Below are 25,863 nucleotides of genomic sequence, written 5' to 3'. Positions count from 1 at the left end.
CTCGGAGTGGTGGGTCAGGGTTGCCTGAGATGCGGGCCCGGGGGTCGATCGGCTAGCAAGGGCCCATGGCGGTGTTCGTCGCGCTCGGCGCGTTCCTGATGACCCTGGCCGGCGGCTGGGTCGCTCAACGCGTCACCGACCGCCGTCACCTGGTGCTCGGCCTCGCCGGCGGACTGATGCTCGGCGTCGTCGGTCTCGATCTGCTGCCCGAAGCGGTGGAGGCCGCGGGCGGAGCGGTCTTCGGCGTCCCCGCCGCGCTGCTGCTCTTCGTGGGCGGCTTCCTGGTGGCCCATGTCGTGGAGCGTTCACTGGCCGTACGCCAGGCGGCGCATGGTGCGGGCGAGGAGCGAGTGCCGCAGGTCGGGATGACGGCCGCGGCCGCGATGGTGGGACACAGCCTGATGGACGGCATCGCGCTCGGCGCCGCCTTCCAGGTCGGCGGAGGCATGGGCGCCGCCGTCGCACTCGCCGTCATCACCCACGACTTCGCCGACGGATTCAACACCTACACGATCACCAGCCTCTACGGGAACGCCCGCCGCAAGGCCCTCCTGATGCTGTACGCGGACGCCCTGGCCCCGATCGTGGGCGCGGCGACCACCCTGCTGTTCACCCTTCCGGAGGAACTGCTCGGCTGCTATCTCGGCTTCTTCGGCGGAGCCCTCCTCTACCTCGCCGCCGCCGAGATCCTGCCCGAGGCCCACCACGACCACCCGGCCCGCTCCACACTGCTGTGCACCGTCGCGGGAGTGGGCTTCATCTGGCTGGTCGTCGGCATCGCGGAGTGACCCGGATCCTCTCGACCCTTTCGCTGTGCTCATGCCCGGCAGTGCTCCACGAAGCGCCGGGCCACCCCGGGTGACGCCGCCCAGTGCGTGTGCAGATAACTCGCGTGCACGCCCTTCTGGACGAAGCCCTCCACCCGTCGTTCCGGCTGGTGCATGCCCCAGGCGGGGGAGGCACCCGCGCCCGGCTCCAGCACCGTCCGGTGGAACTCGTGCCCGCGCAGCCGGGTTCCCGCAGCCGCCAGCACACTGTCGGACACCGCGACCGCCTGCCGGTAGCCGAGCGTCAGCCGCTCGGACATCCGGGCCGAGGCGTCCAGGACCCCGCACATCGGACGCCCGTCCAGCTCACGCGCCAGATACAGCAGCCCCGCGCACTCCGCCGCCACCGGGGCGCCGGACAGGGCGAGTTCGGTCACCGACCTGCGCAGCGGCTCGTTCGCCGAGAGCTCAGGCGCGTACATCTCGGGGAAGCCGCCGCCTATGACCAGCCCCGCCGTCCCCGAGGGCAGCTTCTCGTCGTGCAACGGGTCGAAGACCACCACATCCGCTCCGGCGGCCGTCAGCAGCTCGGCGTGTTCCGCGTACGCGAACGTGAACGCGGCCCCGCCCGCCACGGCCACCACCGGCCGTACCCCCTCGACGGAATGCCGCTCCGGCTCCCACACCTCGTCGGGCAGCGCGGGCGCCGAACGGGCCAGCGCCAGCAGGGCGTCCAGGTCGCAGCCCGCCCGTACCCGCTCCGCCATCGCCCGTACCGCGTCGACGGCCTCGGTCTGCCGCTCCGCCACCGGAACCAGACCCAGATGGCGCGAAGGCGTCACCACCTGCGGTGCCCGCCGCAGCGCCCCGAGCACCGGCAGGCCCGTCTCCTCCAGGGCCTCCCGCAGCAGGGCCTCGTGCCGGTCGGACGCGACCTTGTTGAGGATGACCCCGCCGATCCGCACCTCCGGATCCCAGGACGCGAAACCGTGCACGAGGGCAGCGACCGAACGGGACTGCGAAGAGGCGTCGACGACCAGTACGACGGGAGCCCGGAGCAGCTTCGACACCTGTGCCGTGGAGGCGAGTTCACCCTGCCCCGAAGCACCGTCGTACAGCCCCATCACGCCCTCGACGACCGCCAGGTCGGCACCGGCGGCACCGTGCGCGAACAACGGGGCGATCAGCTCCGTACCGCACATGTACGCGTCCAGATTGCGCCCCGGACGGCCGGTGGCCAGGGCGTGGTACCCCGGGTCGATGTAGTCCGGGCCCACCTTGTGCGGGGACACGGCGAGGCCGCGGCCCGCGAAGGCCGCCATCAGGCCCGTCGCGACCGTGGTCTTTCCGCTGTTGGAAGCCGGCGCGGCAATCACCAGACGAGGGACACTCACCACTCGATGCCCCTCTGGCCCTTCTGACCGGCGTCCATCGGGTGTTTGACCTTCGACATGTCGGTCACCAGGTCGGCGGCCTCGATCAGCTTCGCGGGAGCGTTGCGCCCGGTGATCACGACATGCTGCGTCCCCGGACGGTCGCGCATCACCTCGACGACCTCGTCGGTGTCGATCCAGCCCCAGTGCATCGGATAGGCGAACTCGTCCAGCACGTACAGCTTGTACGTCTCAGCCGCCAGGTCGCGCTTGACCTGCTCCCAGCCCTCACGGGCCTTCTCCTCGTTGTCGGAGTTGTCGCCGTGGAGGCCACGCTGGACCCACGACCAGCCCTCGCCCATCTTGTGCCAGTCGACGGTGCCGCCCTCGCCGCTCGCCCCGAGCACCTTCAGCGCGTTCTCCTCGCCGACCTTCCACTTCGCCGACTTCACGAACTGGAACACCCCGATCGGCCAGCCCTGGTTCCAGGCCCGCAGCGCGAGCCCGAAGGCCGCCGTCGACTTGCCCTTGCCGATGCCCGTGTGGACGAAGAGGAGCGGACGATTGCGTCGCTGACGCGTCGTCAGTCCGTCGTCCGGCACCGATACAGGCTGTCCCTGTGGCATTACGCGGCCCTCCCGGCTGCTTGAACGTCCTTGACCAGCCCGGCGATCGAGTCGGCGCGCAGCTCGTCGAGCGTGACCGCGCTTCCCCCCAGGTCCCGGGCGAGCTGTGCGGCGAGCCCGAGGCGCACGAACCCCGACTCGCAGTCCACGACGACGGACGCCGTGCCCTCGGCGGCGTGCAGCCGGCCCGCCCGCGCGGCCAGCGCCACCGGGTCCGGACCGCCGGTCGCCCGGCCGTCCGTCACCACGACGAGCAGCGGCCGCCGGGACGGATCGCGCATCCGTTCCACCCGCAGGACGTCGTGCGCCCTCAGCAGCCCCGCGGCCAGCGGGGTGCGCCCGCCGGTCGGCAGCGACTCCAGCCGCGCCGCAGCCGCGTCCACCGAAGAGGTGGGCGGCAGCGCGACCTCGGCGTCCTTGCCGCGGAACGTCACCAGGCCCACCTTGTCCCGCCGTTGATAGGCGTCCAGCAGCAGCGACATCACGGCACCCTTCACGGCGCTCATCCGCTGCCGGGCCGCCATCGACCCCGAGGCGTCCACCACGAACAGCACCAGGTTCCCCTCGCGCCCCTCCCGCGTCGCCTGCCGCAGATCGTCACGCCGTACGACGAGCCCCCGCCCGGACCGCCCGCGCGCCCGCTGGTGCGGCGCCGCCGCCTGCACGGTCGCCGCGAGATGCAGCTTCGTCAGCGCCCCCTGGGGCCGCCGCGCCCCCGTCGTCCGCCCGTGCTCCGTACGCGCCCGGGACCGCCGCCCTGCCGCGCCCTCACCGAGACCGGGCACGCTGAGCATCTTCGTGCGGAACGGCTCCGAGGCACGTACGGGCTGCTGCTCCCCGCCGCCCGGGGGCCGCCCCTGCGCGGGGGCCTCACCACCCTGCTCGGGACCGGTGTCCCCGCTCCGGTCCGGGGCCTCGGGGCCGGGGTCCTGCGGAGGCACCCCGCCGCCGCCACCGTCACCGCCGCCGGGCCCGTCGGGATCGGGCTCGTCGTCGCCGTCGCCGTCGTTGCCGCCCTCGTCCCCGGCCGCGTCCCTGAGGGTGTCGTCCAGCTTGTCCTCGTCCAGCCCCGGCGCGTCGAACGGATTGCGCCGCCGCCGGTGGGGGAGCGCCAGCAGCGCGGCCTGCCGCACGTCCTCGGCGGTGACCTCGTCGCGCCCCGCCCACGCGGCCAGCGCCGTCGCGGTGCGGGCCATGACGATGTCGGCACGCATGCCGTCCACCTCGAAGGCCGCGCACGTCGCCGCGATCTGCCGCAACACGCCGTCCCCGAGCACCACTTCGGGCAGCAGGACACGCGCGGCGGCGATCCGTGCCCGCAACGCGCCCTCCTCCTGCGCCCACCGGGCGGCGAACCCGTCCGGATCGTCGTCGTAAGCGAGCCTCCGCCGCACGACCTCGACCCGCTGGTCGGTGTCGCGGGAAGCGGCCACCTCGACGGTCAGCCCGAAGCGGTCCAGCAACTGCGGGCGCAGCTCGCCCTCTTCGGGGTTCATCGTCCCGACCAGCAGGAACCGCGCCGCATGCCGTACGGAGACGCCTTCGCGTTCGACGTACGAGGCACCCATGGCCGCCGCGTCGAGCAGCAGGTCCACCAGGTGGTCGTGGAGCAGGTTGACCTCGTCCACGTACAGGATCCCGCGATGCGCGTCGGCGAGGAGCCCCGGCTCGAAGGCCTTCACCCCCTCCGAGAGCGCCCGCTCGATGTCCAGCGCACCCACGAGCCGGTCCTCGGACGCGCCGACGGGCAGCTCCACGGTCCGCGCGGCACGCGACACGCCGGTCCCTGCCTCGTGCGGACCGTCGGGACACGCCGGGTCGGGCGCGGCCGGATCGCAGGAGAACCGGCACCCGGAGACCACGGACACCTCCGGCATGAGCGCGGCGAGCGCCCGTACGGCGGTGGACTTGGCGGTGCCCTTCTCGCCCCGCACGAGAACACCGCCGACGGCCGGACTGACGGCGTTCAGCAACAGTCCGAGCCGCAGATCGTCCTGTCCGACGATGGCGGTGAAGGGATACGGGGTACTCACGGTGCCTCCTCTGTCACGAGATCAACTGCTCCAGCCACATCGGGCGTTCGCTCAGCGGTATCCAGCCTGTCCGGCGTTCGAGGACCGGGGTCCGGGGCGGAGCCCCGGTCACGGGACGCCACCGTCCCCGCTCCCCGCGGTGCCCCCGGCGGCACGAACGGCAGTCCCGCCGGTGCCCCCTGCTCGATCAGCCGCCACAACGCATCCGTGTCCGCGTGCTCCTCGATCAGATCCCCCAGCCGGTCCAGCTGTTCCTCCCGGAGCTCCGAGAAGCTCGTGTCCGGAGCCGCCACGAACCGCCGCCCGGCAGCCCGCGCCACCTCCGCCAGGAACCGCCGCCTGAACGCGTCGCTCTCCAGCGACCCGTGCCAGTGCGTGCCCCACACGGCGCCCACCCGGCATCCGTCCAGGAACGGCTCACCGCCGCGCACATCGGCGACCCCGTGATGGATCTCGTACCCCTCCACGGGCTCCCCGAGCGCCGATCCGACAGGCCGGCCCAGCACCTTCTCCCGGCCGAACCGGATCCGCACCGGCAGCAGCCCGAGCCCCTCGACCAGCCCCGCCCGCGATTCCACCTCGTCCTCGATGGACTCACCGAGCACCTGGAAACCGCCGCAGATCCCCAGCACCGGCAGCCCCTCGGCGGCCCGCCGCAGCAGCGCGTCGGCCAGCCCCCGCTCGCGCAGCCACGCCAGCGCCTTCACCGTGCCGCGCGTACCGGGCACGATCACCAGGTCCGCGTCGGCGAGCTCCTCGGCCCGGTCCACGAACCGCACCACCACACCCGGCTCGGCCGCCAGCGCGTCCACATCGGTGAAGTTCGACATCAGCGGCACGGCGCACACCGCGACCCTCAGGACGTCCGGTCCGTGCGGAGGCGCGACGACCGACTCCCGCACGGCGCCGCGCATCGACACCCGCAGTCCGTCCTCCTCGTCGATACCGAGGCCGTGGGCGAACGGCAGCACCCCGTACGTACGGCGCCCGGTGAGCTCGTACAGCATGTCCAGGCCGGGCTCCAGCAGCGACACATCGCCGCGGAACTTGTTGACGAGGTACCCGGCGACCAGCGACTGGTCCTCGGCGCTCAGCAGCGCCGTCGTCCCGAAGAACGAAGCGAACACCCCGCCCCGGTCGATGTCCCCGACGACCAGCACCGGGAAGCGAGCCGCCCGCGCGATGCCCATGTTCACGATGTCCGTGCGCCGCAGATTGATCTCGGCGGGACTGCCCGCCCCCTCGCAGATCACGGCGTCATACGTGCCCCGTAGTTGCTCCAGACAGTCCACGACCGTCCCCAGCAGCGATTCCTGACGGCCGCCGTGGTAGCCCCGTGCGCTCATCTCGCCGACCGGCTTCCCCATCAGGACCACCTGACTGGAGCGGTCACCACCGGGCTTGAGCAGCACCGGATTCATCAGCACGCTCGGCTCCACCCGGGCGGCCTGCGCCTGCATCGCCTGGGCGCGGCCGATCTCCGCGCCCTCGTGGGTGACGAACGAGTTCAGCGACATGTTCTGCGCCTTGAACGGTGCGACCTTCACCCCCCGGCGCACCAGCCACCGGCAGATTCCCGCCGTGACGACGCTCTTGCCCGCGTCCGAGGTCGTTCCCGCGACCAACAGCCCGCCGCCCTGTCCGCCGCTCATGCCCGGCCTCTCCTTCCCGAAGCCAGCCGCGCGGCCGCACACACGCCGAGGGCCAGCACACTCACCCGGCGCGACAGCCGCACCGCGCGTTCGATATCCGTGACCCGCACGTCCCGGCCGTTCTCCCCGTTGAGCACGGGCCGGTGCTCGACCCGCCCGCCGTACGCGAGGGTCCCGCCGAGGCGCACACCGAGCGCACCCGCGAACGACGCCTCCACCGGGCCCGCGTTGGGGCTCGGATGCTTGCCCGCGTCGGCCCGCCAGGCGCGTACGGCCTCGCGCGGACGGCCACCGGCGGCCACCGCGAGCACGGCGGTGAGGCGGGCACCCGGCCAGCCGGCGAGGTCGTCGAGGCGGGCCGAGGCCCAGCCGTAGCGCCGGTGGCGCGGCGACCTGTGGCCGACCATGGCGTCGAGGGTGTTGACGGCCCGGAACCCGACGAGGCCCGGGACACCGCCGAGGGCGCCCCACACCAGAGCGCCGACGACGGCGTCGGAGGTGTTCTCGGCGACGGACTCCACCACCGCGCGGGCGATCTGCTGTCCGTCGAGGGACTGGGGGTCACGGCCGCAGAGGTGCGGCAGCCGCTCCCGGGCCACCTCGATGTCACCGGCGGCGAGCGCACCGCCGATGGCGCGGGCCTCCCGGCCCAGCGACGTACCGCCGATGACGGACCAGGTGGCGGCGGCGGTCAGGGCCACGGCAGCGGCGGGACGGTTCCGTACGGCACGGGCGGCCAGCGCGGCGGCGCCCACGGCGCCCCCGGCGCAGACGAGCGCGTGCAGGGCGCCCCAGCCGCGGTGATCGCGCCACAGCCGGCTCTCGACGCCTGCCGCGGCCTGCCCGAAGGCGGCGACGGGGTGGCCCCGCCGGGGGTCACCCAGCAGCAGGTCGCCGATCAGACCGGCGGTGGCGCCGTACGCGAAGATGCGGTCGGCTCGCACGGTTCAGCCGGCCGTCGTGCCTCGAAGGACGTTCGGAGCGGGTGGCACAGGGACCGACGCACGGCAGCCAGGCATGGCAGATGTCCTTAACTCAGGGTCCGCGCCCTGGTTCGACGTGACCGGCGACGAGAGTCTCCTGGCTTCCGGATCCGCAGTTCCCCCGGCCTTCCAGTCCGTGCCGGACCGTGACTTCCGTGTGGGGGCCTGCTCCCCGGTGACAGTGGCGGGACCGCGCCGGATTCGCACCGGCTTCCTCTCCTGTCGCCGTAAATGGCACCGGCAGTCCACCACGCCCCGTGAACGCCCGTCAACCTGCCGTTGACCTGCGGGAGTGCAGTGTGCGCAGACGCACATCGGGCCGGACACACACGTGGTGTGTCCGGCCCGATGCGAGGAGACGGCGGCGTGGTGCCGGGTGGTCAGACGACGATCAGATAGATCCCGTAGGCGACCGCCGCCGCGCACAGCCCGAAGCAGGCGTACGCGCCGGTGCGCGCCAGCGTGAGAGATCCGCCGGACTGAACCGCCGCGGCCTGCTTGGAGAGGCCGATGATGCCGAGAGTGAAGAGGCCGACCAGTGCGACGGTGACCACGAGGCTGACGCCGAAGACGGAGGCGAGAGCTGCCCAGTCGATGTTCATGCGGATCTGTCCTTACACCGTGGCCGGTCGGGCCGGGTCGGCCGGGGATCCGGCCGTCGGGGCCGGGGCCGGGATGGTGGTCTTGAGGTCCGGGACGCCGGAGCCGACGGGCGGAGGGCTGACGGCCGCGATGGCGGTGGTGACGACGCCCGCGGGCTCGGCGTCCGTCTCGTTGACGTTGGTGTGGTCGACCGGCTTGCGGCGCGACAGCAGCCAGATGGCACCGGAGCCCGCGACGAGGAGCACGGCGACCACGCCGACACCCCAGGGGCCCTGTTTGGTGAGGAACTCCGCGCCCGCGCCGACCAGACCGGCGGCCGGCAGGGTCAGGCCCCAGGCGATGAACATGCGGGTGGCCGTGGACCAGCGGACCACGCCTCCCTTGCGTCCGAGACCGGCGCCCATCACGGCACCGGAGCAGGACTGGGTGGTGGAGAGGGAGAAGCCGAGGTGCGAGGAGGCCAGGATGACCGTGGCCGCACTGGTCTGGGCGGCGAAGCCCTGCGGCGGCTTGAGCTCGGTGAGGCCGCTGCCCATGGTGCGGATGATGCGCCAGCCGCCGAGGTAGGTGCCCATCGCGATGGCGATACCGGCGGAGGCGATGACCCAGACCGGCGGGTTGGAACCGGGGGCGAGCACGCCTCCGGTGACCAGGGCCAGGGTGATGATGCCCATCGTCTTCTGGGCGTCGTTGGTGCCGTGGGCGAGCGAGACGAGACCGGCCGAGGCGATCTGTCCGGCCCGGTAGCCCTTGGCGGTCGACTTCAGCTGCGCCTCGTCGGTGATCTTCCGGTTGAGGCGGTACGTCAGCTTCGTGGCCAGCAGTGCGGCCAGACCGGCGACGAGCGGGGCCGCAATCGCGGGCAGGAGGACCTTCGTGACGACGGTGCCTCCGTTGATCGAGGACCATCCGGCCGACATCACCGCGGCGCCGATGAGACCGCCGAAGAGTGCGTGGGAGGAGCTGGAGGGCAGGCCGACCAGCCAGGTCAGTAGATTCCACAGGATGGCGCCGACGAGCGCCGCGAAGATGACCTCGGTTCTGAGGCCGTTCTCGTTGATGATCCCGCCGGAGATCGTCTTGGCGACCTCCACCGACAGGAACGCGCCGACGAGGTTGAGAACGGCGGACATGGCCACCGCTGTCTTGGGCTTGAGAGCGCCGGTCGAGATGGTGGTGGCCATCGCGTTGGCGGTGTCGTGGAAACCGTTCGTGAAATCGAACACGAGAGCTGTCACGATCACGATCGCGAGCAGCAGCGTGATGTGTTCCATTTACCCAGGCAATCGTTCGACGTCAGTGGCTGTAGGAACGTAAGCAACCTGGGTGAACGGAAGATGAACTGGGCAGGGCGTTGCGGTGACCCCAAGCGCGAACAGCCATTCCGCTTGTGTGCGCCCGAGGCGGTCGCAGCGGGCCGCGGCGGTGGGGGAACCGGCCTGCGCCGGGTTTCGGCGCCCACCTGGTCTGCCGCATTTGCCCCATTGGAGAGACATCGCTCACGTGCTCAGCGACGGCTTCGCCCGACAGACCCGACGGACCCGGCGTGATCCGAATGCCTGACCCTAGGATCGCCGCATGAGCGATCAGCACCAGGACGCGATCGAGCGGGCATGGGACGGCGTCGTCGCGACGGCCCGCAGGACTGCCGCGGACGGACTGGTCGTCGGCACCTCGGGCAACGTGTCGGCGCGGGTCGGCGGAGTCGTCCTGGTCACCCCCAGTGGAGTGCCCTACGACCGGCTGGGCCCCGGGGACGCGGTCGGCGTCGACCTCGAAGGGCGCCGGGTCCTCGGCGACATGGCCCCGACCAGCGAGCTCCCCCTCCACCTGGCCGTCTACAACAACAACAGCGGCGCCGCCGCCGTCGTGCACACCCACGCGGTCCACGCCACGGCCGTCTCCACCCTCGTCGACGAGGTCCCGTTGGTGCACTACGCCGCCGCCATGCTCGGCGGCCCCGTCCGCACCGCCGCCTACGCCCGGTACGGGACGCCGGAGCTTGCCGGGAACATGCTCACCGCCCTGCGCGACCGCACCGGCTGCCTGCTGCAGAACCACGGAACGGTCACCTACGGGGACACCCTCGACGAGGCCTACGACCGCACCGCCCAGCTCGAATGGATGTGCAGGCTCTGGCTCACCGCGAGCTCCGTGCCCGGCCACCACCCGTCCCTGCTCTCCCGCGCCCAGTTGCGTGACGTCCAGGACGCCCTGAAGGGGTACGGCCAGCCCGGCTGAGCCCGGGCCCGGCACCGGACGGCCCCGTCCCGCTGGCCGACCGCGGCGCGGCCCAGGACACTGGAGCCGTGCGCCCGGCAACAGCGACGGCAGCAGCCGTCTCCACGATCCTCGGCGTCGGAGCGGCAGCGGTCGCGGCCGGCCGGTACGCCAGCGACGCCGCCCTCGGGGCCCCGTCACCACGCCCCTTCCCCGGGGACCGCAGACTCACCGTGCACGACACGGCGCCCGGGCAGGTCACCCTGACCCGCTCCTTCGCCGCGCTGCGCCCCGGCACGTACGGGCTGGTGGGCCGCGACGTCCGGGCGATCGTCGGCCCGGTCGTCGAGCAGGCGTTGCACGACTCCGCCGACACCGTCGTACGCAGGCTGGAACGCGTCACCAGCGGCAGCCTGGAACCGGGTGCCAAGGTCCGCCTCACCCCCGAGCTCCACAGCGGCGACCCGCTCGGCGCACTCGGCCTCGCGTACAAGGAGGTGGAGATCCCCGGCGAGCTGGGCGCCCTGCCCGCGTGGTTCCTCCCCGGCGCCCGCGACACCTGGGTGATCACCGTGCACGGTCTCGGGACCACCCGCGAACACCCCCTGAACGTGACGGGATTCCTGCAGGAGCAGCAGTTCCCGGTGCTCGACCTCGCCTACCGGGGTGACACCGGCGCACCCCGCTCCCCGGACGGGCTCGGCCACCTCGGCGAGTCCGAGTGGCGCGACCTGGACGCGGCCATCCGGTACGCCGTGCGCTACGGGGCCGAACGCGTCGTCGTCCACGGCTGGTCCACCGGCGCCACGATGGCCCTGCACACCGCCGTCAACTCCGCACTCCGCGACCGCATCAGCGGTCTCGTCCTGGACTCCCCGGTGCTGGACTGGAAGGTCACACTCCGCGCCCTGGCCGTCGCCCACGGCATCCCCGCCGCACTCCTGCCCCTCGCCGTCCGGGCCGCCCAGGGCCAGACCGGACTGCGCGGCGCCCCGCTCCTGGAGACCTCCGTACCGACCGCCCTGCACGCCCCCACGCTGATCTTCCACGGCCCCGACGACACCCTGGCGCCCTGGCAGCCGTCCCGGCGACTGGCCGCACTGCGTCCCGACCTGGTCACCCTGCACTCCGTGGCGCAGGCTCCGCATGCGGCGATGTGGAATGCCGGTCCGGCACGTTACGAAGAGGCCCTCAGACGCTTCCTCACGCCCCTGATGTGAGCTGATGGGATGGAACGGCCCGGTTGGTGACCGGGCCCGAATCCTTCCCGTACCCATGGGATCCGGCTTCCGTTTGGGCTTTCGGGCCGTCAGAGGCAAGACTGCTCCCGTGACGTCCCGTACCCCGCGCGACTCCAGGCTGCGACTTGTCCGCCCGCGACCCCTTGCCACCGCCCGCAAGGCCGTGACCACCCGGCGCACCAGGCCGGCCCCCCGCCCACCCGAGGGCACACCGCCCCCTGCGGAACTGGCACGCCAGGCCAGGGCCGTGCTCGCCCACGCCGTCCGGATCGCCCACTGGGCCGCCGACGCGGCGGGCCCGGGGGCCGCTCCGCTCGCCACCCAGGCCCTGGAACGGGCCGCGGCGGCGCTGGAACTGTCCCCCGCCCAGATACAGACCGGCTGGGACCGGGCCAGGCTGGCCGGACTGATCGAACTCCACGGCGACACCGCCCGCCCCGGCTGGAGGCTGCGCGCCTGGGACCGGGACGACTCTGCCGTGCTCCGCGGCTGGGTGGCGCTCTTCGACGCCTGGTCGCTCGTCCACGCCGCACCCGAAGGAATCGAGGCGACCGCCGTCGCCGAAGCCGTCGAGGCGGTGCCCCAGGTGCTCTCGCTCCTGCAGCTCTCCGCCGGCCCCGTCACCGTGCCCGCCCTCCTCGACCTCCTCGGCCAGCGCGTCGCGGAACTCCACGAGGAGCGGTGCGAGGTGCCGTACGGGCCGCCGCAGCAGCCCACCCCCGGCAGCACCGCGACCGGGCAGCCCGAGGACCTGAACGCGCTCCTGCTCGACTGGGCCCTCGAAGGCCTCGCCGCCGTCGGCGCGCTGACGCTCGGCGCCGGACAGGCCACACTCACCCCCCTCGGCAACTGGGCGGTCTGGGTCAAGCTCGAACAGATCTGCGTCGCCGCCCAGAGCCCGGCCGGGAACATCGAGCAGTCCGCCGCCGACATGCTGCTCGGCTGCGCCCGGCTCACCCCCGGGCCCGCCCGCGTCGAATACCGGGCCTGGCTCGCCGCCCGGACCGTCGGCAGCGCGGTGACCGAACTGCTCGCCGTCGCCCGCGGCGAGGACGCACTGCTGCGCGGCCTCGCCTTCGAGGCGCTGCGCGTCGTCGGCGCTCCCGCGGAGCCCGTGGTGCGCACCGTCGTCAGCGAACCGCCACTGCGTCCGTACGCCCTGCTCTGGCTCGCCGAGTACGAGGGTGCCGACCCGGACGACGCCCAGGACGTCCTCAGCCGCGAGGAAGCCACCTGGCTCTGGATCGACACCGCCGCGGCGGTCGCGGACCACGGCGAGACCGGACTCCTGGTCCGCCATCTCGACTCCGCCGTCCAGGGCACGGTCCCGGCCCTGCTCGACGAGGTCCGCGCGGTCGGACACCCGCGCACCGTGCAGGTACTGGTCGCCCTGGCCGCCGCCCACCCCGACCCGGCACTCGCCAAGGCCGTACGCCGGGCGGCCTTCCAGGTGCACACCGGCGGCGCCTGAGCGCGGAACGCGAAGTCCCGGGGGAGGCGGTCAGCCCGCCGAACCCGGGGCGTACGTCCCGAAGCTCCAGACGTTGCCCTCCGCGTCCCGCGCCATGTAGTCACGCGAGCCGTAGTCCTGGTCGGTGGGCGGCATCAGGATCTCCACGCCGTGCTCCACGGCCCGCGCGTGGTGCTCGTCCACCTCGTCCACGACGACGTACACCCCCGCGGGTCCCGCCCCCGCCATCGCCTTGGCGAACACGCCTTCGCCCCCCTTGGAGCCGAGCATCACCCTGCCGTTGCCGCAGGACAGCTCGGCATGCAGGACGCTGCCGTCCTTCCCCTCGTACACCGCTTCCTCCGTGAAGCCCAGGGCCTGGGTCAGCGTCCTGATCGCGGCCTTCGCGTCGTCGTACAGAACCGTCGGATAGATCGTCGGTACACCGCCCGCGCCTGCCATCGAGCTCACCTTCTCCCAAGCTGTTCCCACCGGTTTGCTGTGATCTGCGTCTCAGTGTTCCACCCGGCACCGACAGTGCGGCGGTTCAGCGGAACGTGTCGCAGCGGCTCGGGTCCCCGGTACGGAATCCCGTCGTGAACCACTGCCGGCGCTGCTCCGACGAGCCGTGCGTCCACGACTCCGGATTCACGCTCCCCTGGAACCTCTCCTGGATCCGGTCGTCACCGACCGCCGCCGCGGCGTCCAGGCCGTCCCGGATGTCCGCCTCCGTCAGCTCGGTGATCAAAGGGCGCCCCGACTCGGCGGGGGTGGTGGTCGCGTGGTTCGCCCACACCCCGGCGTAGCAGTCCGCCTGCAGCTCCACCTTCACGGAATTGCTGTCGGCGCCCTGCCGCCCGTCCTGCGCCCTGCTCAGCGTGCCCAGCTGGTTCTGCACGTGGTGGCCGTACTCGTGGGCGACGACATACGCCTCGGCGAACGGCCCGCCGCTCGATCCGAACGTCGTGCGCAGCTCGTCGAAGAATCCCAGGTCCAGATAGACCTGCCGGTCACCCGGGCAGTAGAACGGCCCGACCGCCGAGGTGGCCGACCCGCACGCGGTGCCGATCCGGTCGCTGAACAGGACGGTCCGCGCAGGCGTGTACGTCTCGCCGCTCCGGGCGAATTCCTGGCGCCAGTAGTCCTGCACGCTGTTGACCACCGCCACGGTCCGGCAGTCGTCCTTGGTGTTCGCGTCCTCGCCCGTCAGGCAGCTCTGCTGGACCTGGGCGGCGGACGACGCGGTCGCGGTCGTGTCGGGGTCGCCCGAGGAGAGTCCGAGCTGGTCCGGGCCGACGCCGAAGAAGAGCCCCAGGACCAGCGCGATGATGCCGATGATGCCGCCGCCCATGGTGGCCCTGCCGCCCGGGATCCGGCTGCCGCGCACATCCTGGACCTCGGATGTGTCCAGGTCGGCGTCGTCGTCGAACTGCATGGGGCGCACCACCCTCTGCTCCGGCTGCGGCACGGCACCCTTACAGCCCTGCGCCGAGTATCGGACAGTTCGGTAAGGGATGCCCCTTTATGTGACACGCCGTGGTCACGGGGTGGCAGGCCGGAAGCACGCGGAAAAGCAGGTGGACACCGCCAGTAGAATGAGCTCCATGGCAATTCTCCTTGTGCATTAGACGGCGTCGAGTCGTGAGTCCGTTACCGTCCCTCCGCCGTCCATACCGCCCTGGAGTTTTTCCGTGATCACCGCTTCCGGCATCGAGCTGCGCGCCGGCGCCCGCATCCTCATCGAGTCCGCCTCCTTCCGTATCGCCAAGGGCGACCGCATCGGCCTGGTCGGCCGTAACGGAGCGGGCAAGACCACCCTCACCAAGTGCCTCGCCGGTGAAGGAACCCCGGCCGGCGGCACCATCACGCGCTCCGGTGAGGTCGGCTACCTGCCGCAGGACCCGCGCACCGGCGACCTCGAGGTCCTGGCCCGCGACCGTATCCTCTCCGCCCGCGGACTCGACGAGATCCTGCGCAAGATGCGGGAGAACGAGCAGCGGATGTCGACCGGCCAGGGCGCCACCCGCGAAAAGGCGATGAAGAAGTACGAGCGCCTGGAGACGGAGTTCCTCACCAAGGGCGGATACGCCGCCGAGGCCGAGGCCGCCACCATCGCCGCCGCGCTCAGCCTGCCCGACCGGGTGCTCGGTCAGCCCCTGCACACGCTCTCCGGTGGTCAGCGCCGCCGAGTCGAGCTCGCCCGCATCCTGTTCTCGGACGCCGACACCCTGCTCCTCGACGAGCCCACCAACCACCTGGACGCGGACTCGATCGTCTGGCTGCGCGACTACCTCAAGACCTACCGCGGCGGCTTCATCGTGATCTCCCACGATGTCGATCTCGTCGAGACGGTGGTCAACAAGGTCTTCTACCTCGACGCCAACCGCGCGCAGATCGACGTCTACAACATGGGCTGGAAGCTCTACCAGCAGCAGCGCGAGGCGGACGAGAAGCGCCGCAAGCGCGAGCGCCAGAACGCCGAGAAGAAGGCCGCGACCCTCAACGCGCAGGCCGACAAGATGCGCGCCAAGGCCACCAAGACCGTCGCCGCGCAGAACATGGCCAAGCGAGCCGACCGGCTGCTCTCGGGCCTGGAGGCCGTCCGGGTCTCCGACAAGGTCGCCAAGCTGCGCTTCCCCGACCCCTCGCCCTGCGGCAAGACCCCGCTGATGGCGGAGGGCCTCTCCAAGTCGTACGGGTCGCTCGAGATCTTCACGGACGTCGACCTCGCCATCGACAAGGGCTCCCGCGTCGTCATCCTCGGCCTCAACGGTGCGGGCAAGACCACGCTGCTGCGCCTCCTCGGCGGTGCCGAGAAGCCTGACACCGGCGACATCATCGAGGGCCACGGGCTCAAGCTCGGGTACTACGCCCAGGAGCACGAGACCCTCGACCCGGACCGGACCGTCCTGGAGAACATGCGCTCCGCGGCGCCCGACCTCGACCTCGTCGCGGTCCGCAAGACGCTCGGCTCCTTCCTCTTCTCCGGCGACGACGTCGACAAGCCCGCGGGAGTTCTCTCCGGCGGTGAGAAGACCCGGCTCGCCCTGGCGACCCTGGTCGTCTCGTCCGCCAACGTGCTGCTCCTCGACGAGCCGACGAACAACCTCGACCCGGCCAGCCGCGAGGAGATCCTCGGCGCGCTGCGCACGTACAAGGGCGCGGTCGTGCTCGTCACCCACGACGAGGGCGCCGTCGAGGCGCTCCAGCCGGAGCGGATCATCCTGCTGCCCGACGGGGTCGAGGACCTCTGGGGTGCGGACTACCGGGACCTGGTCGCCCTGGCCTGACCCCGGGGGGCCGGTCGTCCCGGCCCGGTCCCGCCGCGATTCCGGCGATCCACCGCGTCTGGATCATTCGGCCTACGTGTGATCCATCATCTGGGTGAGCGGGTCTCGTACCCCGGCGCGGCGCCCGGCAGATGCCTGGCAGGGGCACCCATTTGGGGCGACTCACCCCGTACGGCCCTGACCTGGCCGTTCTTTCGAACAGCCGCCCCGTAGGCCTCCGTAACCCCTCGGAATGCTTGATTCCACTTGTGTCTCCCCGCTTCAGGACCCGGAAACCGGTCGGACGGACCTTGCCGAATGGGTGGCCAGGAAGCCCAGGAGGGGTGATCATGAGAGTCCAGAGCGCACTTCCTTGAGGAGGCACGGGTGGCCGAGACTCTGAAGAAGGGCAGCCGGGTAACCGGCGCCGCGCGCGACAAGCTCGCGGCAGACCTGAAGAAGAAGTACGACTCCGGTGCGAGCATCCGGGCGCTGGCCGAGGAAACCGGCCGCTCCTACGGGTTCGTCCACCGGATGCTCAGCGAGTCCGGAGTGACGCTGCGGGGACGCGGCGGAGCGACACGAGGCAAGAAGGCCGCTACGGCCTGACGGCGGGCAGCGGTCCGGGGACGGCATGTGCCGGCCCCCGGGGCTCGCCGGAACACCGGGTGGCCACCCGGCCGATCGTCAGGTCGTCCGGGTGGTTACTGTTCAGTACTTGCCAGTAAGTGCTGACTGCACCCGATCCGGAGGCGCCCCATGACCTCGCTCGACTCTGTGCTCGACAAGGACGGCGTACGGCTCACCGTCGATGACGCGGTTGCCACGGTGACGCTCACCAACCCGGCCAAGCGCAACGCTCAGTCTCCCGCTCTGTGGCGGGCGTTGGCAGAGGCCGGACGGGTACTGCCCGGCAACGTGCGGGTCGTCGTGCTGCGTGGCGAGGGCAAGTCCTTCTCCGCGGGACTCGACCGGCAGGCGTTCACCCCCGAGGGGTTCGACGGTGAGCCGTCCTTCCTCGACATGGCGCGTGGCTCCGAGGCCGACCTCGACGCGACCATCGCCGAGTACCAGGAGGGGTTCACCTGGTGGCGCCGCAACGACATCGTGTCGATCGCGGCCGTCCAGGGCCATGCGATCGGCGCCGGCTTCCAGCTCGCCCTCGCCTGCGACCTCCGGATCGCCGCCGAGGACGTGCAGTTCGCCATGCGCGAGACCGGCCTCGGTCTCGTTCCCGACCTCACGGGCACCCACCCCCTGGTGAACCTCGTGGGGTACGCCCGCGCGCTCGAGATCTGCGCCACCGGCCGCTTCGTGCACGCCGAGGAGGCCGAGCGCACCGGCCTCGCCAACCTCGTGGTCCCCGCCGACCAGCTGGACGCGGCAGCCCGCGACCTGGCCGCCGCACTGCTCGCCGCCCCGCGCGACGCGGTTGTCGAGACCAAGGCCCTGCTGAGCGGCGCGGTCTCCCGTACGTACGAGGAGCAGCGCACCGCCGAGCGTGCCGCACAGGGCCGCCGGCTGCGCGACCTCGCCGGCGTCACCGACTGAACGCTCCCACCCTGACCCCGTCCCCGTTCGGGGCGGGGTCAGCCGTGCTCCACCACGGCCGTGACCAGCACGGCGACGGACGGCCGGTCCTCCACGGCATAGGCCACCGCCTCGCGCACGGCCCGCGCCACATCGAGCGCACGATGGTCCCCGGCCGTCGCCAGCTCCACCCGGACATGACCCGCACCCGTGTGCACCGCGCTGCCCAGCACCCGCGTCAGCGAGAAGACGCCGGGTACCCCGGCGGCCGCGATCCCCGCCACCCCGTCCGCCTCGGTCCCGTGCACCTCGGCCCGCGGAACCGCGGCGGGCCCGGGCTCCTCGTCCAGCAGCCCGGTCACCCGAAGGTCCACCTCGGCGACGTCCAGACCCAGCCGTGCGGACGCCGCAGTGAGCAGCGCGGAACGCAGCGCGTCCGCGGTGACGTGCAGCGGCCGCTGCGCCGTCGTGGCGAAGTCCGCCTCGATCCGCAGCGGTCCCGGCGGCAGCGCACCGGGCGGAGGGGGGACCACCGGCTCCGGCGCGCTGTCCGCCGTGCTGTCCGCGTCCGACCCGTCGATCCTGAGCCGCCCCAGCACCGCCCCCGAGCCGTTCGCGGCCTCCCGCAGCACGGCCGCCGCCGCCCGTTCCGCGATCCAGGTCCCGTCGGCGGGGCCGCCCAGAGGGAGTAACCGGCCGAGGTCCAGCCGTTGCCGTACCGCAGCGGTCCATCCGTCGGCCCGGTGCGGGCTGTCAGCCGTTGTCATCGCCCCAGCCTGCCGCATCCACGGCGCGGGACGGGGCAAGCGCACTTAATGTGGGCGACGAAGTCCAATCCTGCCCCGAAGGGAAGAGCGGCGATGACCGAGACCCCACAGCGGAACCGGCCCGACAACCCCGGCGGTGTGTCCGGCGGGGACGACGGCAGGAAGAATCCGCTCACCAAGCGCGGTGGGGGAGCCCCCGCCACCCGCGGTCGCACGACGATCGCCGACGGTGTGGTCGAGAAGATCGCCGGGATGGCCGCGCGCGATGTCGTGGGCGTCCACGCGATGGGCAGCGGCTTCTCCCGGACCTTCGGAGCGGTACGCGACCGGGTGCCGGGCGGAGGCAAGTCCGTGACCCGCGGCGTCAAGGCGGAGGTCGGCGAGTCCCAGACCGCTCTCGACCTGGAGATCGTCGTCGACTACGGGGTGTCGATCGCCGACGTGGCCCGCGATGTGCGTGAGAACGTCGTCGCCGCCGTCGAGCGGATGACCGGTCTCGAAGTGGTCGAGGTCAACATCGCGGTCAGTGATGTCAAACTGCCCGACGAGGAGGACGAGCCCGAGCCCGAGCCACGTCTGCAGTAGACCTCCCTTCCCCATGAGGCAGTTGAGGAGCGCACGATGAGCATGGCTGTGGCCGGCCTGTTGGCCGGCATGGCGCTCGGTTTCGCCGGATACTTCGGTGGGTTCGGGGCCTTTCTGCTGGTGGCCGCCCTGGGTGCGGTCGGCTTCATCGCCGGTCGGTTCCTGGACGGCGACCTTGAACCCGGCGACTTCTTCCGTAGTCGCGATCGCGGCGACCGGCGACGGTGACGGCGGTGACGGACCGGGTCGCCGCCGCGGAGCGTGGGGAGACCCGGATCGCCGACCGGGTCGTCGCGAAGATCGCCGCGCAGGCGGCGAAGGAGGCAATCGGCGCGCCCCCCAAGGACGGCGCGCCTCCGAGCGCCACGGTCACCGTGCTCCGGGACACCGCCCGGGTCCGGGTCAGCCTCGAGCTCGGATACCCCAGTGACATCGGCCGCCAGTGCGGTGCGGTGCGTCGCCGTGTCACCGAGCGGGTAGAAGCACTGGCGGGCATGGAAGTGCCCGAAGTCGCCGTGCAGGTCGAGCGGCTGCATCCCGCGGGAGCGGGCGCGATGCCGGAGGGGAGCATCCGATGAGCGAACCCCAGGACCCGGAGAACAGCACACAGCGCCTGCCCACCGCGGAGTCCGCGGCACCCACGGGCGTACTCGACATGGACCAGTCCGCGTCCGGCTCCTCCTACGATCCCGTTCCCGACCGGCCCGGCGGCCATACCGGCCGGTTCCGGTCCGAGCGCCGGATCCCCGCTACGCTCGTCGGTCTGGTGGTCCTCGGCGGCGCGGGGCTCCTGCTCTACGACATCGCGGCGGTACGGACCGGTCATCCGGCCATGCGGTGGCGGCGCTCGCTCGCCGACGAACTGGCGACCCGTCACCTCGACGACGTCTGGGTGCTGGCGGGTTCCGCGGCGGCAGCGGCCATCGGCCTGTGGCTGCTCTGGCTGGCCGTCACACCCGGACTGCGCGCGCTGCTGCCGATGCGCCGCGACCACCCCGGAGTCCGGGCCGCACTCGACCGGAAGGCCGCCGGCCTGGTCCTGCGCGACCGTGCCGTGGAGGTGTCCGGTGTGCAGTCCGTACGGGTCAGGACGGGACGCGGCAAGGTGGCCGTCCGCGCCGTGTCGCACTTCCGTGAACTCGACGACGTCCGCAACGACCTGGACACCGCGCTGGGCGCGGGAATCAAGGAACTGGGCCTGGCCAAACCGCCGCGCCTGTCCGTTCACGTCCGCAGGGCGGCGAGGAAGGGGTGAACCGAGTGATCGGAACCGTCAACCGGGTGCTGCTCGCTCTGGCCGGGCTGGTCCTCCTCGTCGTGGGCGGGGCGGTCCTGGCGACGGGGCTCGGTGTGTCCGTGCCGTCCTGGTGGCCCTTCGACGGCAAGGACGATGTGCTGCTCAGCCGGGACGACCGGTACCGCTGGCGGGACGAGGGCTGGTGGTGGCCCGCCGTCATCGCGGGCCTGGCCGTCCTGGTGGTCCTCGCCCTGTGGTGGCTGCTCGCCCAGCTCCGCCGCGGCCGTCTCGCCGAGGTACTCGTCGACAGCGGCGACGGCCAGGGCGCGCTCCTGCGGGGCAGGGCCCTGGAGGGCGTGCTCGGCAACGAGGCACGCACCCTGGACGGCGTCTCCGACGCCAAGGTCGTGCTGACCGGCCGGCGCACCGCTCCGCAGGCCCGCGTGCGGTTGCTGCTGGAGCCGCACGCCGCCCCGGATCAGGCACTGCGAGGTCTCGCCGACGAGGCGCTGGCCCACGCGCGCACCTCGGCGGGCCTGGACGAGCTGCCCGCCGAGGTACGGCTCAAGGCCGTCAAGCACCGTGCGGAGCGGGTGAGCTGACGGCGCTGTCCGCTCGGTCCGTCAGAAGCCGTGCCGGGCGCCGCCGTCGACGGGCACCATGATGCCCGTCAGATACGAGGCGGCAGGGGAGAGCAGGAAGGCCGAGGTCTTCCCGAACTCCTCCGGCGTGCCGTAGCGGCGCAGCGGGATGCGCGCCTCGTGTGCCCTGCGGGCCGCCTCCGCGTCACCCGACAGGGCGTCCAGCTCGCGCACCCGGTCCGTTTCGATGCGGGACGGCAGCACCCCGACGACCCGGATCCCCTGCGGGCCCAGCTCGTTCGCGAGGGACTTGGCGAAGCCGGCGAGGCCGGGGCGCAGGCCGTTGGAGATGGTGAGCCCGGCGATCGGCTCGTGCACCGACGCGGACAGTACGAAGCCGATGACACCGCCCTCGCCCAGTGCGGCAGCCGCCGTACGGGCCAGCCGTACGGCACCGAGGAAGACCGACTCGAACGCGGTCTGCCACTGATCGTCCGTGTTGTCGGCGGCGAAGCCCGGTGCGGGTCCGCCGACGCTGATGAGGATGCCGTCCAGCCTGCCGAAGCGTTCCTTCGCGGCGTCCACCAGGCGCTGCGCGGCCGTCGGGTCGGCGTTGTCGGCGACGACGCCGAGGGCGCCGGACCCCAGGTCCTCGGCGGCCGCCGCGACCCCCTTCTCGTCCCGGCCGGAGATGATCACCTTCGCCCCGTCGGCGACCAGTTCGTGCGCGGTCGCACGGCCCAGCCCCCGGGTCGCACCGGTGACGATGTAGACGCGGTCCTTCAGTCCAAGATCCATGGCCCTATCCTGCCGTGTCCTGCCGGGCGAGGTCGACCGCGCTGTTCACCAGCCCGATATGGCTGAACGCCTGCGGGTAGTTGCCGAGCTGGCGCCCGGCCACCGTGTCGTACTCCTCGGCCAGCAGCCCCACGTCGTTGCGCAGCTCCAGCAGCCGTCCGAACAGTTCCTCGGCGTCGTCCTTCCTGCCGATCCGCAGCAACGCGTCCACCAGCCAGAACGAGCAGGCGATGAAAGCCCCTTCGTCGCCGGGCAGACCGTCCACGGAAACGCCGTCGGTGCTGTAGCGGCGGATCAGACCGTCCCGGGCGAGCCCGGCCCGTACGGCATCGACCGTGCCGATGACCCGGGGGTCGTCGGGCGGCAGGAAACCGGTCCGGACGATGAGCAGCGTGGAGGCGTCGAGCTCCTGCGAGCCGTAGTACTGCGTGAACGTATTGCGTACGGGGTCGTAGCCCTTCTCGCAGACCTCCGCGTGCACGGCGTCCCGCATCGCCCGCCAGCGGTCCGCGTCGCCCGGCAGCCCGGGGTCCTCCTCCAGCGTGCGCACCGCCCGGTCGGCGGCCACCCAGGCCATCACCTTGGAGTGCACGAAGTGGCGGCGCTGCCCCCGGACCTCCCACAGGCCCTCGTCCGGTTCGCGCCAGGTGGATTCCAGGAAGCCGAGCAGACTGAGCTGCAGGTTCCAGGCGTGCGGCTTGCTGTCGAGTCCGGCCTCGTGGGCCACCCTGAGCGAGTCGATGACCTCGCCGTACACATCGAGCTGCCGCTGCCGGACCGCCGCGTTGCCCGTCCGGACCGGCCGGGAATGCTCGTAGCCGCTCAGCCACGGCAGCTCGGTCTCGGGGAGTCTGCGCTCGCCCGCGAGGCCGTACATGATCTGCAGGTCCGCCGGGTCGCCGGCGACGGCCCGCAGCAGCCAGTCCCGCCAGGCGGCGGCCTCCTCCAGGTAGCCGGCCGCGACCATGGCGGCCAGCGTGAGGGTGGAGTCCCGCAGCCAGCAGTAGCGGTAGTCCCAGTTCCGTACGCCGCCGATCTCCTCCGGCAGCGACGTCGTGAGGGCCGCGACGATTCCGCCGGTGGGCGCGTAGGTGAGCGCCTTCAGGGTGATCAGGGAGCGGAGCACGGCTTCCCGGTGCCTGCCCTGGTACGTACAGCGCGCCGACCACTTCGCCCAGTCGGTGAGGGTGTGCTTCAGCGCCTTGTACGGATCGATCAGCTTCGGACGCGGGGCGTGCGAGGGATGCCAGGTGAGGACGAACGCCACCTTCTCCCCCTCGGCGACGGTGAACGAGGAGCAGGTGCTGAACTGCTGGCCCCAGGTCTTGACCGGCGGCTCGCTGCGCAGCCAGACGGAGTCGGGCCCCGCGACGGCCACCCGGTGGCCGTGCGAGCGGCGCATCCACGGCACCACGGAGCCGAAGTCGAAGCGCAGTCTCAGGACGGAGCTCATGTCGACACTGCCGCTGACCCCCTCGACGATGCGCATGACGTCGGGCGCCTTGTCGCGCTGCGGCATGAAGTCGATGACCTTCACCGTGCCGGTTCTGGTCTCCCAGAACGTCTCCAGCACCAGGGAGTCGGCCACGTACGCGCGCCGGGTGCAGGTGTCCGCGCCGTTCGTGCCCTGGGGGGCGATGCGCCAGTGGCCGTTGTCCTCGTCGCCGAGAAGGGCGGCGAAGCAGGCACCCGAGTCGAAGCGGGGCAGGCACAGCCAGTCGACAGAACCGTTCCTGCCGACCAGGGCGGCGGTCTGCAGATCGCCGATGAGTGCGTAGTCCTCGATACGTGGGGTCACGCTCTGGCGTCTTCCCGAACCTGGGCCCCGTTAAGCAGCCCGGCCGGGCCCAACACACCGGCGCGAGGCGGTACACGGACACACGCACGGGCTGCACGAAGACCGGCACGGGCTACACGGAGACGGGTGCGGGCTCCCCGGCCGTCTCGCTCTCCCGCGCCGCCTGTTCGCGGTCGTGCTTCTCGCGCCGTACGAGAATCACCCAGCCGACGGGCAGGCCGGCGGCGAAGAGCCACCACTGGACGGCATAGGCCATGTGCGAGCCGATGGAGCCGTCGTCGGGGGCGGGGATCATCTCGGGGGTGCCGTCAGCCGTTTCGGGGGCGGTCAGTTCGAGATATCCGCCCAGGACGGGCCTGCCGAGGAGCTGCGACTGCTGGGCGCTGTTGATGAGCATCACCTGGCGGTCGGGCAGACCTGCCAGGTCCTTGATGCCACTGGCGCCCGTCGTCTCGTCGGCCTTCAGCCTGCCGGTGACGGTGACCTCGCCCCGGGGCGGGGCCGGGACCTCGGGGAAGGCCTGCTGGGTGTCGGCGGAGGGAACCCACCCGCGGTTGACCAGCACGGTGCCGCCGCCCTTGAGGTCCAGCGGGGTCAGGACGTGGACACCGATGCGCTCGTCCTTCGAGGTACGGCGCCGTACGACCACCTCGTGCGCGGTGTCGAACGTGCCGGTGGCGGTCACCGCGCGCCAGTAGTCGGAACGGGGAACGGTGTGTCCCGGGGAGGTGAGGCGGGAGACCGGGACCGGCTTCGCCTCGAGGTTCTGTGAGATCAGCGCATTCTGCGCGACGCGGTGCTGATGCCGGTGCAGCTGCCAGAAACCGAGCTCGACCATCGTGGGAATCAGGACGAGGACGAGGAGGGTGAGAATCACCCACTGCCGGGTCAACAGGAAGCGGTACACCCCATGACCGTACAACCGGGGTCATGGGGTGCAGCACGCAGGGGTCCCCGGGGCGCCGGGGCGGAGCGTCACACTTTGTCCACGATGCCCGCCCTTCCCTCGGCCCGGGCGCAGTGTCCGCCGCAGTACCAGTGGCCGTCGACCTCGACGCCCTGGCCGATCACCTGGACCCGGCAGTGCTCACAGATGGGCGCCATGCGGTGGATGGCGCAGGAGAAGCAGTCGAAGACATGCACCGCGCCCTGCGCGTGCACCTCGAAGGACATCCCGTAGTCGTTTCCGCAAACCTCGCAACGTGCCATGCGCCACAGGGTCGGACGAGAGGGCGGCGGCGGGCGAGCGGGCGGCGGGCGAGTCGCGCCCGGTTCACTCCGATGACGGCGGCGGCACGACCCGCGACCGCGCCGGTGCCACGTCCCGCAGCAGATGGGTGAAGGCGCTCTCCTCCAGGATCGGCGTGCCGAACGACTTCGCCTTCACCGTCTTCGACGTCGCCGCGTCCGGATCGTTGCTGACGAGCAGACTGGTGAGCCGGGAGACGCTGGTCGCCACGTGCAGGCCCGCTTCCACGGCGCGGTCCTCCAGCAGCTCGCGGTCGATCGAGGTGTCTCCGGAGAACGCCACCCGCATCCCCTGCATGAGGGGTTTGTCCGACTCGTACCGCCCTGGATTCGGGTACGGGCACGCGGGGCGCTTGCGTGAGGGCCGCCAGCTGCCCTGGCCGTGCGACGCCTGGTAGCCGATGCGCGGGGTGACCGGGGAGTCGGACCACTCGGTCAGCGGCCGGCACTCCAGCAGGGGCAGCCGCATCCCGTCCCGGGCGGCCGCGTGCAGACTCGGCCGGAAGGCCTCGGCCAGCACCCGGGCATCGTCCAGCGCGTGGTGCGCCCGCTGCTGCACCACGCCGAAGTGCGCGGCGAGCGACTCCAGCTTGTGGTTGGGGAGGGGAAGCCGGAGCTCCTTGGAGAGCGCGATGGTGCACAGCCGCTGCTCGACGGGCGCGACGACCGCCGCGCGCGCGTACTCCCGGGCGAGCATCGACCAGTCGAACGCCGCGTTGTGCGCGACGAGCACCCGGCCGGCGAGGCGCTCGGACAGCTGCGCGGCCACCTCGGGGAAGAGCGGTGCGCCCTCCAGGACGGCGCTGGTCAGGCCATGGATCCAGACGGGCCCGGGATCCCTCTGGGGGTTCACCAGCGTGTACCAGTGGTCCTCGACGTCGCCCAGGGCGTTCAGGCGGTAGACGGCCGCGGACACTATCCGGTCGTCACGGGCGAGTCCCGTGGTCTCCACGTCGACGACCGCGTACCCCTGGGGGTAGGCGGTCGGCCACGGCGTTGCGGTCTGGCGGTCGTCGAGCATGGTCACAGAGAATACGGGCCGCGACCGACAGTGCCCTATTCGGGCGCCCGCGGACCGCGAACCCGGAGCGGGTGCCGAGCA

General features: G+C 72.0%; 27 protein-coding genes and 1 riboswitch. Of the genes, 12 read left to right on the top strand and 15 right to left on the bottom strand.

Features of this window, described 5'->3' with window-relative positions; genetic code table 11:
• The first annotated feature begins 65 nt into the window (after positions 1 to 65).
• Entirely contained in the window at positions 66 to 788 is a 723-nt protein-coding gene (locus tag ACFW9O_RS21470; protein WP_383183844.1) for a ZIP family metal transporter, read from the top strand.
• Positions 789 to 817: 29 nt separating this feature from the next.
• Here ACFW9O_RS21470 and ACFW9O_RS21465 read toward each other — a convergent pair whose 3' ends face one another.
• The 7 genes from ACFW9O_RS21465 to ACFW9O_RS21435 form a co-directional block, all read right to left on the bottom strand.
• A complete protein-coding gene (locus tag ACFW9O_RS21465; RefSeq protein WP_384611379.1) occupies positions 818 to 2,164 on the bottom strand; it encodes a cobyrinate a,c-diamide synthase in 1,347 nt (448 codons plus the stop codon).
• Positions 2,158 to 2,766 carry a cob(I)yrinic acid a,c-diamide adenosyltransferase gene (gene cobO / locus ACFW9O_RS21460; RefSeq protein WP_384611378.1) on the bottom strand — a complete coding sequence of 203 codons (609 nt, stop codon included), beginning with the start codon at positions 2,764 to 2,766 and terminating at the stop codon, positions 2,158 to 2,160. The genes ACFW9O_RS21465 and cobO overlap by 7 nt, the downstream gene beginning before the upstream one ends.
• A complete protein-coding gene (locus ACFW9O_RS21455) occupies positions 2,766 to 4,799 on the bottom strand; it encodes a putative cobaltochelatase (protein ID WP_384611376.1) in 2,034 nt (677 codons plus the stop codon). The genes cobO and ACFW9O_RS21455 overlap by 1 nt, the downstream gene beginning before the upstream one ends.
• On the bottom strand, positions 4,796 to 6,451 hold the full coding sequence (locus tag ACFW9O_RS21450; RefSeq protein ID WP_384611375.1) for a cobyric acid synthase: 1,656 nt from the start codon (positions 6,449 to 6,451) through the stop codon (positions 4,796 to 4,798). Before ACFW9O_RS21450 ends, ACFW9O_RS21455 begins: the two co-directional genes overlap by 4 nt.
• A complete protein-coding gene (locus ACFW9O_RS21445; RefSeq protein ID WP_384611373.1) occupies positions 6,448 to 7,395 on the bottom strand; it encodes a cobalamin biosynthesis protein in 948 nt (315 codons plus the stop codon). The genes ACFW9O_RS21450 and ACFW9O_RS21445 overlap by 4 nt, the downstream gene beginning before the upstream one ends.
• A 129-nt stretch (positions 7,396 to 7,524) precedes the next feature.
• A riboswitch (cobalamin riboswitch) is annotated at positions 7,525 to 7,652 on the bottom strand.
• Positions 7,653 to 7,814: 162 nt separating this feature from the next.
• A complete protein-coding gene (locus tag ACFW9O_RS21440) occupies positions 7,815 to 8,036 on the bottom strand; it encodes a hypothetical protein (protein ID WP_351168688.1) in 222 nt (73 codons plus the stop codon).
• Positions 8,037 to 8,048: 12 nt separating this feature from the next.
• Positions 8,049 to 9,311: an anion permease gene (locus ACFW9O_RS21435; protein WP_384611371.1), complete on the bottom strand. Its 1,263-nt coding sequence runs from the start codon at positions 9,309 to 9,311 to the stop codon at positions 8,049 to 8,051.
• Positions 9,312 to 9,615: 304 nt separating this feature from the next.
• Here ACFW9O_RS21435 and ACFW9O_RS21430 point away from each other — a divergent pair, with 304 nt between their 5' ends.
• From ACFW9O_RS21430 to ACFW9O_RS21420, 3 genes are all read left to right on the top strand, one after another.
• On the top strand, positions 9,616 to 10,278 hold the full coding sequence (locus ACFW9O_RS21430; protein ID WP_384611369.1) for a class II aldolase/adducin family protein: 663 nt from the start codon (positions 9,616 to 9,618) through the stop codon (positions 10,276 to 10,278).
• A 68-nt stretch (positions 10,279 to 10,346) separates the two neighbouring features.
• Positions 10,347 to 11,477 carry an alpha/beta hydrolase gene (locus ACFW9O_RS21425; protein ID WP_384611367.1) on the top strand — a complete coding sequence of 377 codons (1,131 nt, stop codon included), beginning with the start codon at positions 10,347 to 10,349 and terminating at the stop codon, positions 11,475 to 11,477.
• Positions 11,478 to 11,661: 184 nt separating this feature from the next.
• The gene (locus ACFW9O_RS21420) at positions 11,662 to 12,969 is read left to right on the top strand and encodes a hypothetical protein (protein WP_384611646.1); all 1,308 of its coding nucleotides are present in this window, start codon (positions 11,662 to 11,664) and stop codon (positions 12,967 to 12,969) included.
• 30 nt (positions 12,970 to 12,999) lie between these two features.
• Here ACFW9O_RS21420 and ACFW9O_RS21415 read toward each other — a convergent pair whose 3' ends face one another.
• Positions 13,000 to 13,410 (bottom strand): VOC family protein, encoded by a 411-nt coding sequence (locus ACFW9O_RS21415; protein WP_351168696.1) that lies wholly within the window; start codon positions 13,408 to 13,410, stop codon positions 13,000 to 13,002.
• A gap of 85 nt (positions 13,411 to 13,495) precedes the next feature.
• Positions 13,496 to 14,383: a neutral zinc metallopeptidase gene (locus tag ACFW9O_RS21410; RefSeq protein WP_384611365.1), complete on the bottom strand. Its 888-nt coding sequence runs from the start codon at positions 14,381 to 14,383 to the stop codon at positions 13,496 to 13,498.
• A 256-nt stretch (positions 14,384 to 14,639) separates the two neighbouring features.
• On the opposite strand from ACFW9O_RS21410, the gene ACFW9O_RS21405 reads away from it, so the two are divergent.
• From ACFW9O_RS21405 to ACFW9O_RS21395, 3 genes are all read left to right on the top strand, one after another.
• The gene (locus ACFW9O_RS21405) at positions 14,640 to 16,238 is read left to right on the top strand and encodes an ABC-F family ATP-binding cassette domain-containing protein (protein ID WP_384611363.1); all 1,599 of its coding nucleotides are present in this window, start codon (positions 14,640 to 14,642) and stop codon (positions 16,236 to 16,238) included.
• Between the two features lie 366 nt (positions 16,239 to 16,604).
• Complete coding sequence (locus ACFW9O_RS21400; protein ID WP_018518904.1) at positions 16,605 to 16,826, top strand: helix-turn-helix domain-containing protein; 222 nt, start codon at positions 16,605 to 16,607, stop codon at positions 16,824 to 16,826.
• Between the two features lie 150 nt (positions 16,827 to 16,976).
• Positions 16,977 to 17,768, top strand: a complete 792-nt coding sequence (locus ACFW9O_RS21395; RefSeq protein ID WP_329212449.1) for an enoyl-CoA hydratase/isomerase family protein — start codon at positions 16,977 to 16,979, stop codon at positions 17,766 to 17,768.
• A 38-nt stretch (positions 17,769 to 17,806) separates the two neighbouring features.
• Here the strand turns inward: ACFW9O_RS21395 and ACFW9O_RS21390 are convergent, their stop codons facing one another.
• The gene (locus ACFW9O_RS21390) at positions 17,807 to 18,514 is read right to left on the bottom strand and encodes a hypothetical protein (protein ID WP_384611360.1); all 708 of its coding nucleotides are present in this window, start codon (positions 18,512 to 18,514) and stop codon (positions 17,807 to 17,809) included.
• A 93-nt stretch (positions 18,515 to 18,607) separates the two neighbouring features.
• Here ACFW9O_RS21390 and ACFW9O_RS21385 point away from each other — a divergent pair, with 93 nt between their 5' ends.
• The 5 genes from ACFW9O_RS21385 to amaP are packed head-to-tail and all read left to right on the top strand — an operon-like array spanning position 18,608 to position 20,938.
• Positions 18,608 to 19,099 carry an Asp23/Gls24 family envelope stress response protein gene (locus ACFW9O_RS21385; protein ID WP_384611358.1) on the top strand — a complete coding sequence of 164 codons (492 nt, stop codon included), beginning with the start codon at positions 18,608 to 18,610 and terminating at the stop codon, positions 19,097 to 19,099.
• A 36-nt stretch (positions 19,100 to 19,135) separates the two neighbouring features.
• On the top strand, positions 19,136 to 19,327 hold the full coding sequence (locus ACFW9O_RS21380) for a hypothetical protein (RefSeq protein WP_329212455.1): 192 nt from the start codon (positions 19,136 to 19,138) through the stop codon (positions 19,325 to 19,327).
• Positions 19,324 to 19,677: an Asp23/Gls24 family envelope stress response protein gene (locus ACFW9O_RS21375; RefSeq protein ID WP_384611357.1), complete on the top strand. Its 354-nt coding sequence runs from the start codon at positions 19,324 to 19,326 to the stop codon at positions 19,675 to 19,677. Before ACFW9O_RS21380 ends, ACFW9O_RS21375 begins: the two co-directional genes overlap by 4 nt.
• Positions 19,674 to 20,354 (top strand): DUF6286 domain-containing protein, encoded by a 681-nt coding sequence (locus ACFW9O_RS21370; RefSeq protein ID WP_384611355.1) that lies wholly within the window; start codon positions 19,674 to 19,676, stop codon positions 20,352 to 20,354. The genes ACFW9O_RS21375 and ACFW9O_RS21370 overlap by 4 nt, the downstream gene beginning before the upstream one ends.
• A gap of 5 nt (positions 20,355 to 20,359) precedes the next feature.
• Positions 20,360 to 20,938, top strand: a complete 579-nt coding sequence (gene amaP, locus ACFW9O_RS21365; RefSeq protein WP_384611353.1) for an alkaline shock response membrane anchor protein AmaP — start codon at positions 20,360 to 20,362, stop codon at positions 20,936 to 20,938.
• A 21-nt stretch (positions 20,939 to 20,959) separates the two neighbouring features.
• Here the strand turns inward: amaP and ACFW9O_RS21360 are convergent, their stop codons facing one another.
• The 5 genes from ACFW9O_RS21360 to ACFW9O_RS21340 form a co-directional block, all read right to left on the bottom strand.
• Positions 20,960 to 21,715, bottom strand: a complete 756-nt coding sequence (locus ACFW9O_RS21360) for an SDR family oxidoreductase (RefSeq protein ID WP_384611351.1) — start codon at positions 21,713 to 21,715, stop codon at positions 20,960 to 20,962.
• A 4-nt stretch (positions 21,716 to 21,719) separates the two neighbouring features.
• Entirely contained in the window at positions 21,720 to 23,513 is a 1,794-nt protein-coding gene (locus ACFW9O_RS21355) for a glycoside hydrolase family 15 protein (RefSeq protein WP_384611349.1), read from the bottom strand.
• Positions 23,514 to 23,625: 112 nt separating this feature from the next.
• Positions 23,626 to 24,420 carry an SURF1 family protein gene (locus ACFW9O_RS21350; RefSeq protein WP_384611347.1) on the bottom strand — a complete coding sequence of 265 codons (795 nt, stop codon included), beginning with the start codon at positions 24,418 to 24,420 and terminating at the stop codon, positions 23,626 to 23,628.
• 68 nt (positions 24,421 to 24,488) lie between these two features.
• Positions 24,489 to 24,722 (bottom strand): hypothetical protein, encoded by a 234-nt coding sequence (locus ACFW9O_RS21345; RefSeq protein WP_073747930.1) that lies wholly within the window; start codon positions 24,720 to 24,722, stop codon positions 24,489 to 24,491.
• A 64-nt stretch (positions 24,723 to 24,786) separates the two neighbouring features.
• Positions 24,787 to 25,788, bottom strand: coding sequence for a DEDDh family exonuclease (locus tag ACFW9O_RS21340; RefSeq protein ID WP_384611345.1), 1,002 nt, complete (start codon positions 25,786 to 25,788; stop codon positions 24,787 to 24,789).
• Between the last annotated feature and the right edge of the window lie 75 nt (positions 25,789 to 25,863).

Source organism: Streptomyces sp. NPDC059499, from assembly GCF_042749285.1.
Taxonomy (GTDB): Bacteria; Actinomycetota; Actinomycetes; order Streptomycetales; family Streptomycetaceae; genus Streptomyces.
Note: the sequence above shows the minus strand (reverse complement) of the source record. Positions and strands in the feature narration are given on the sequence as shown.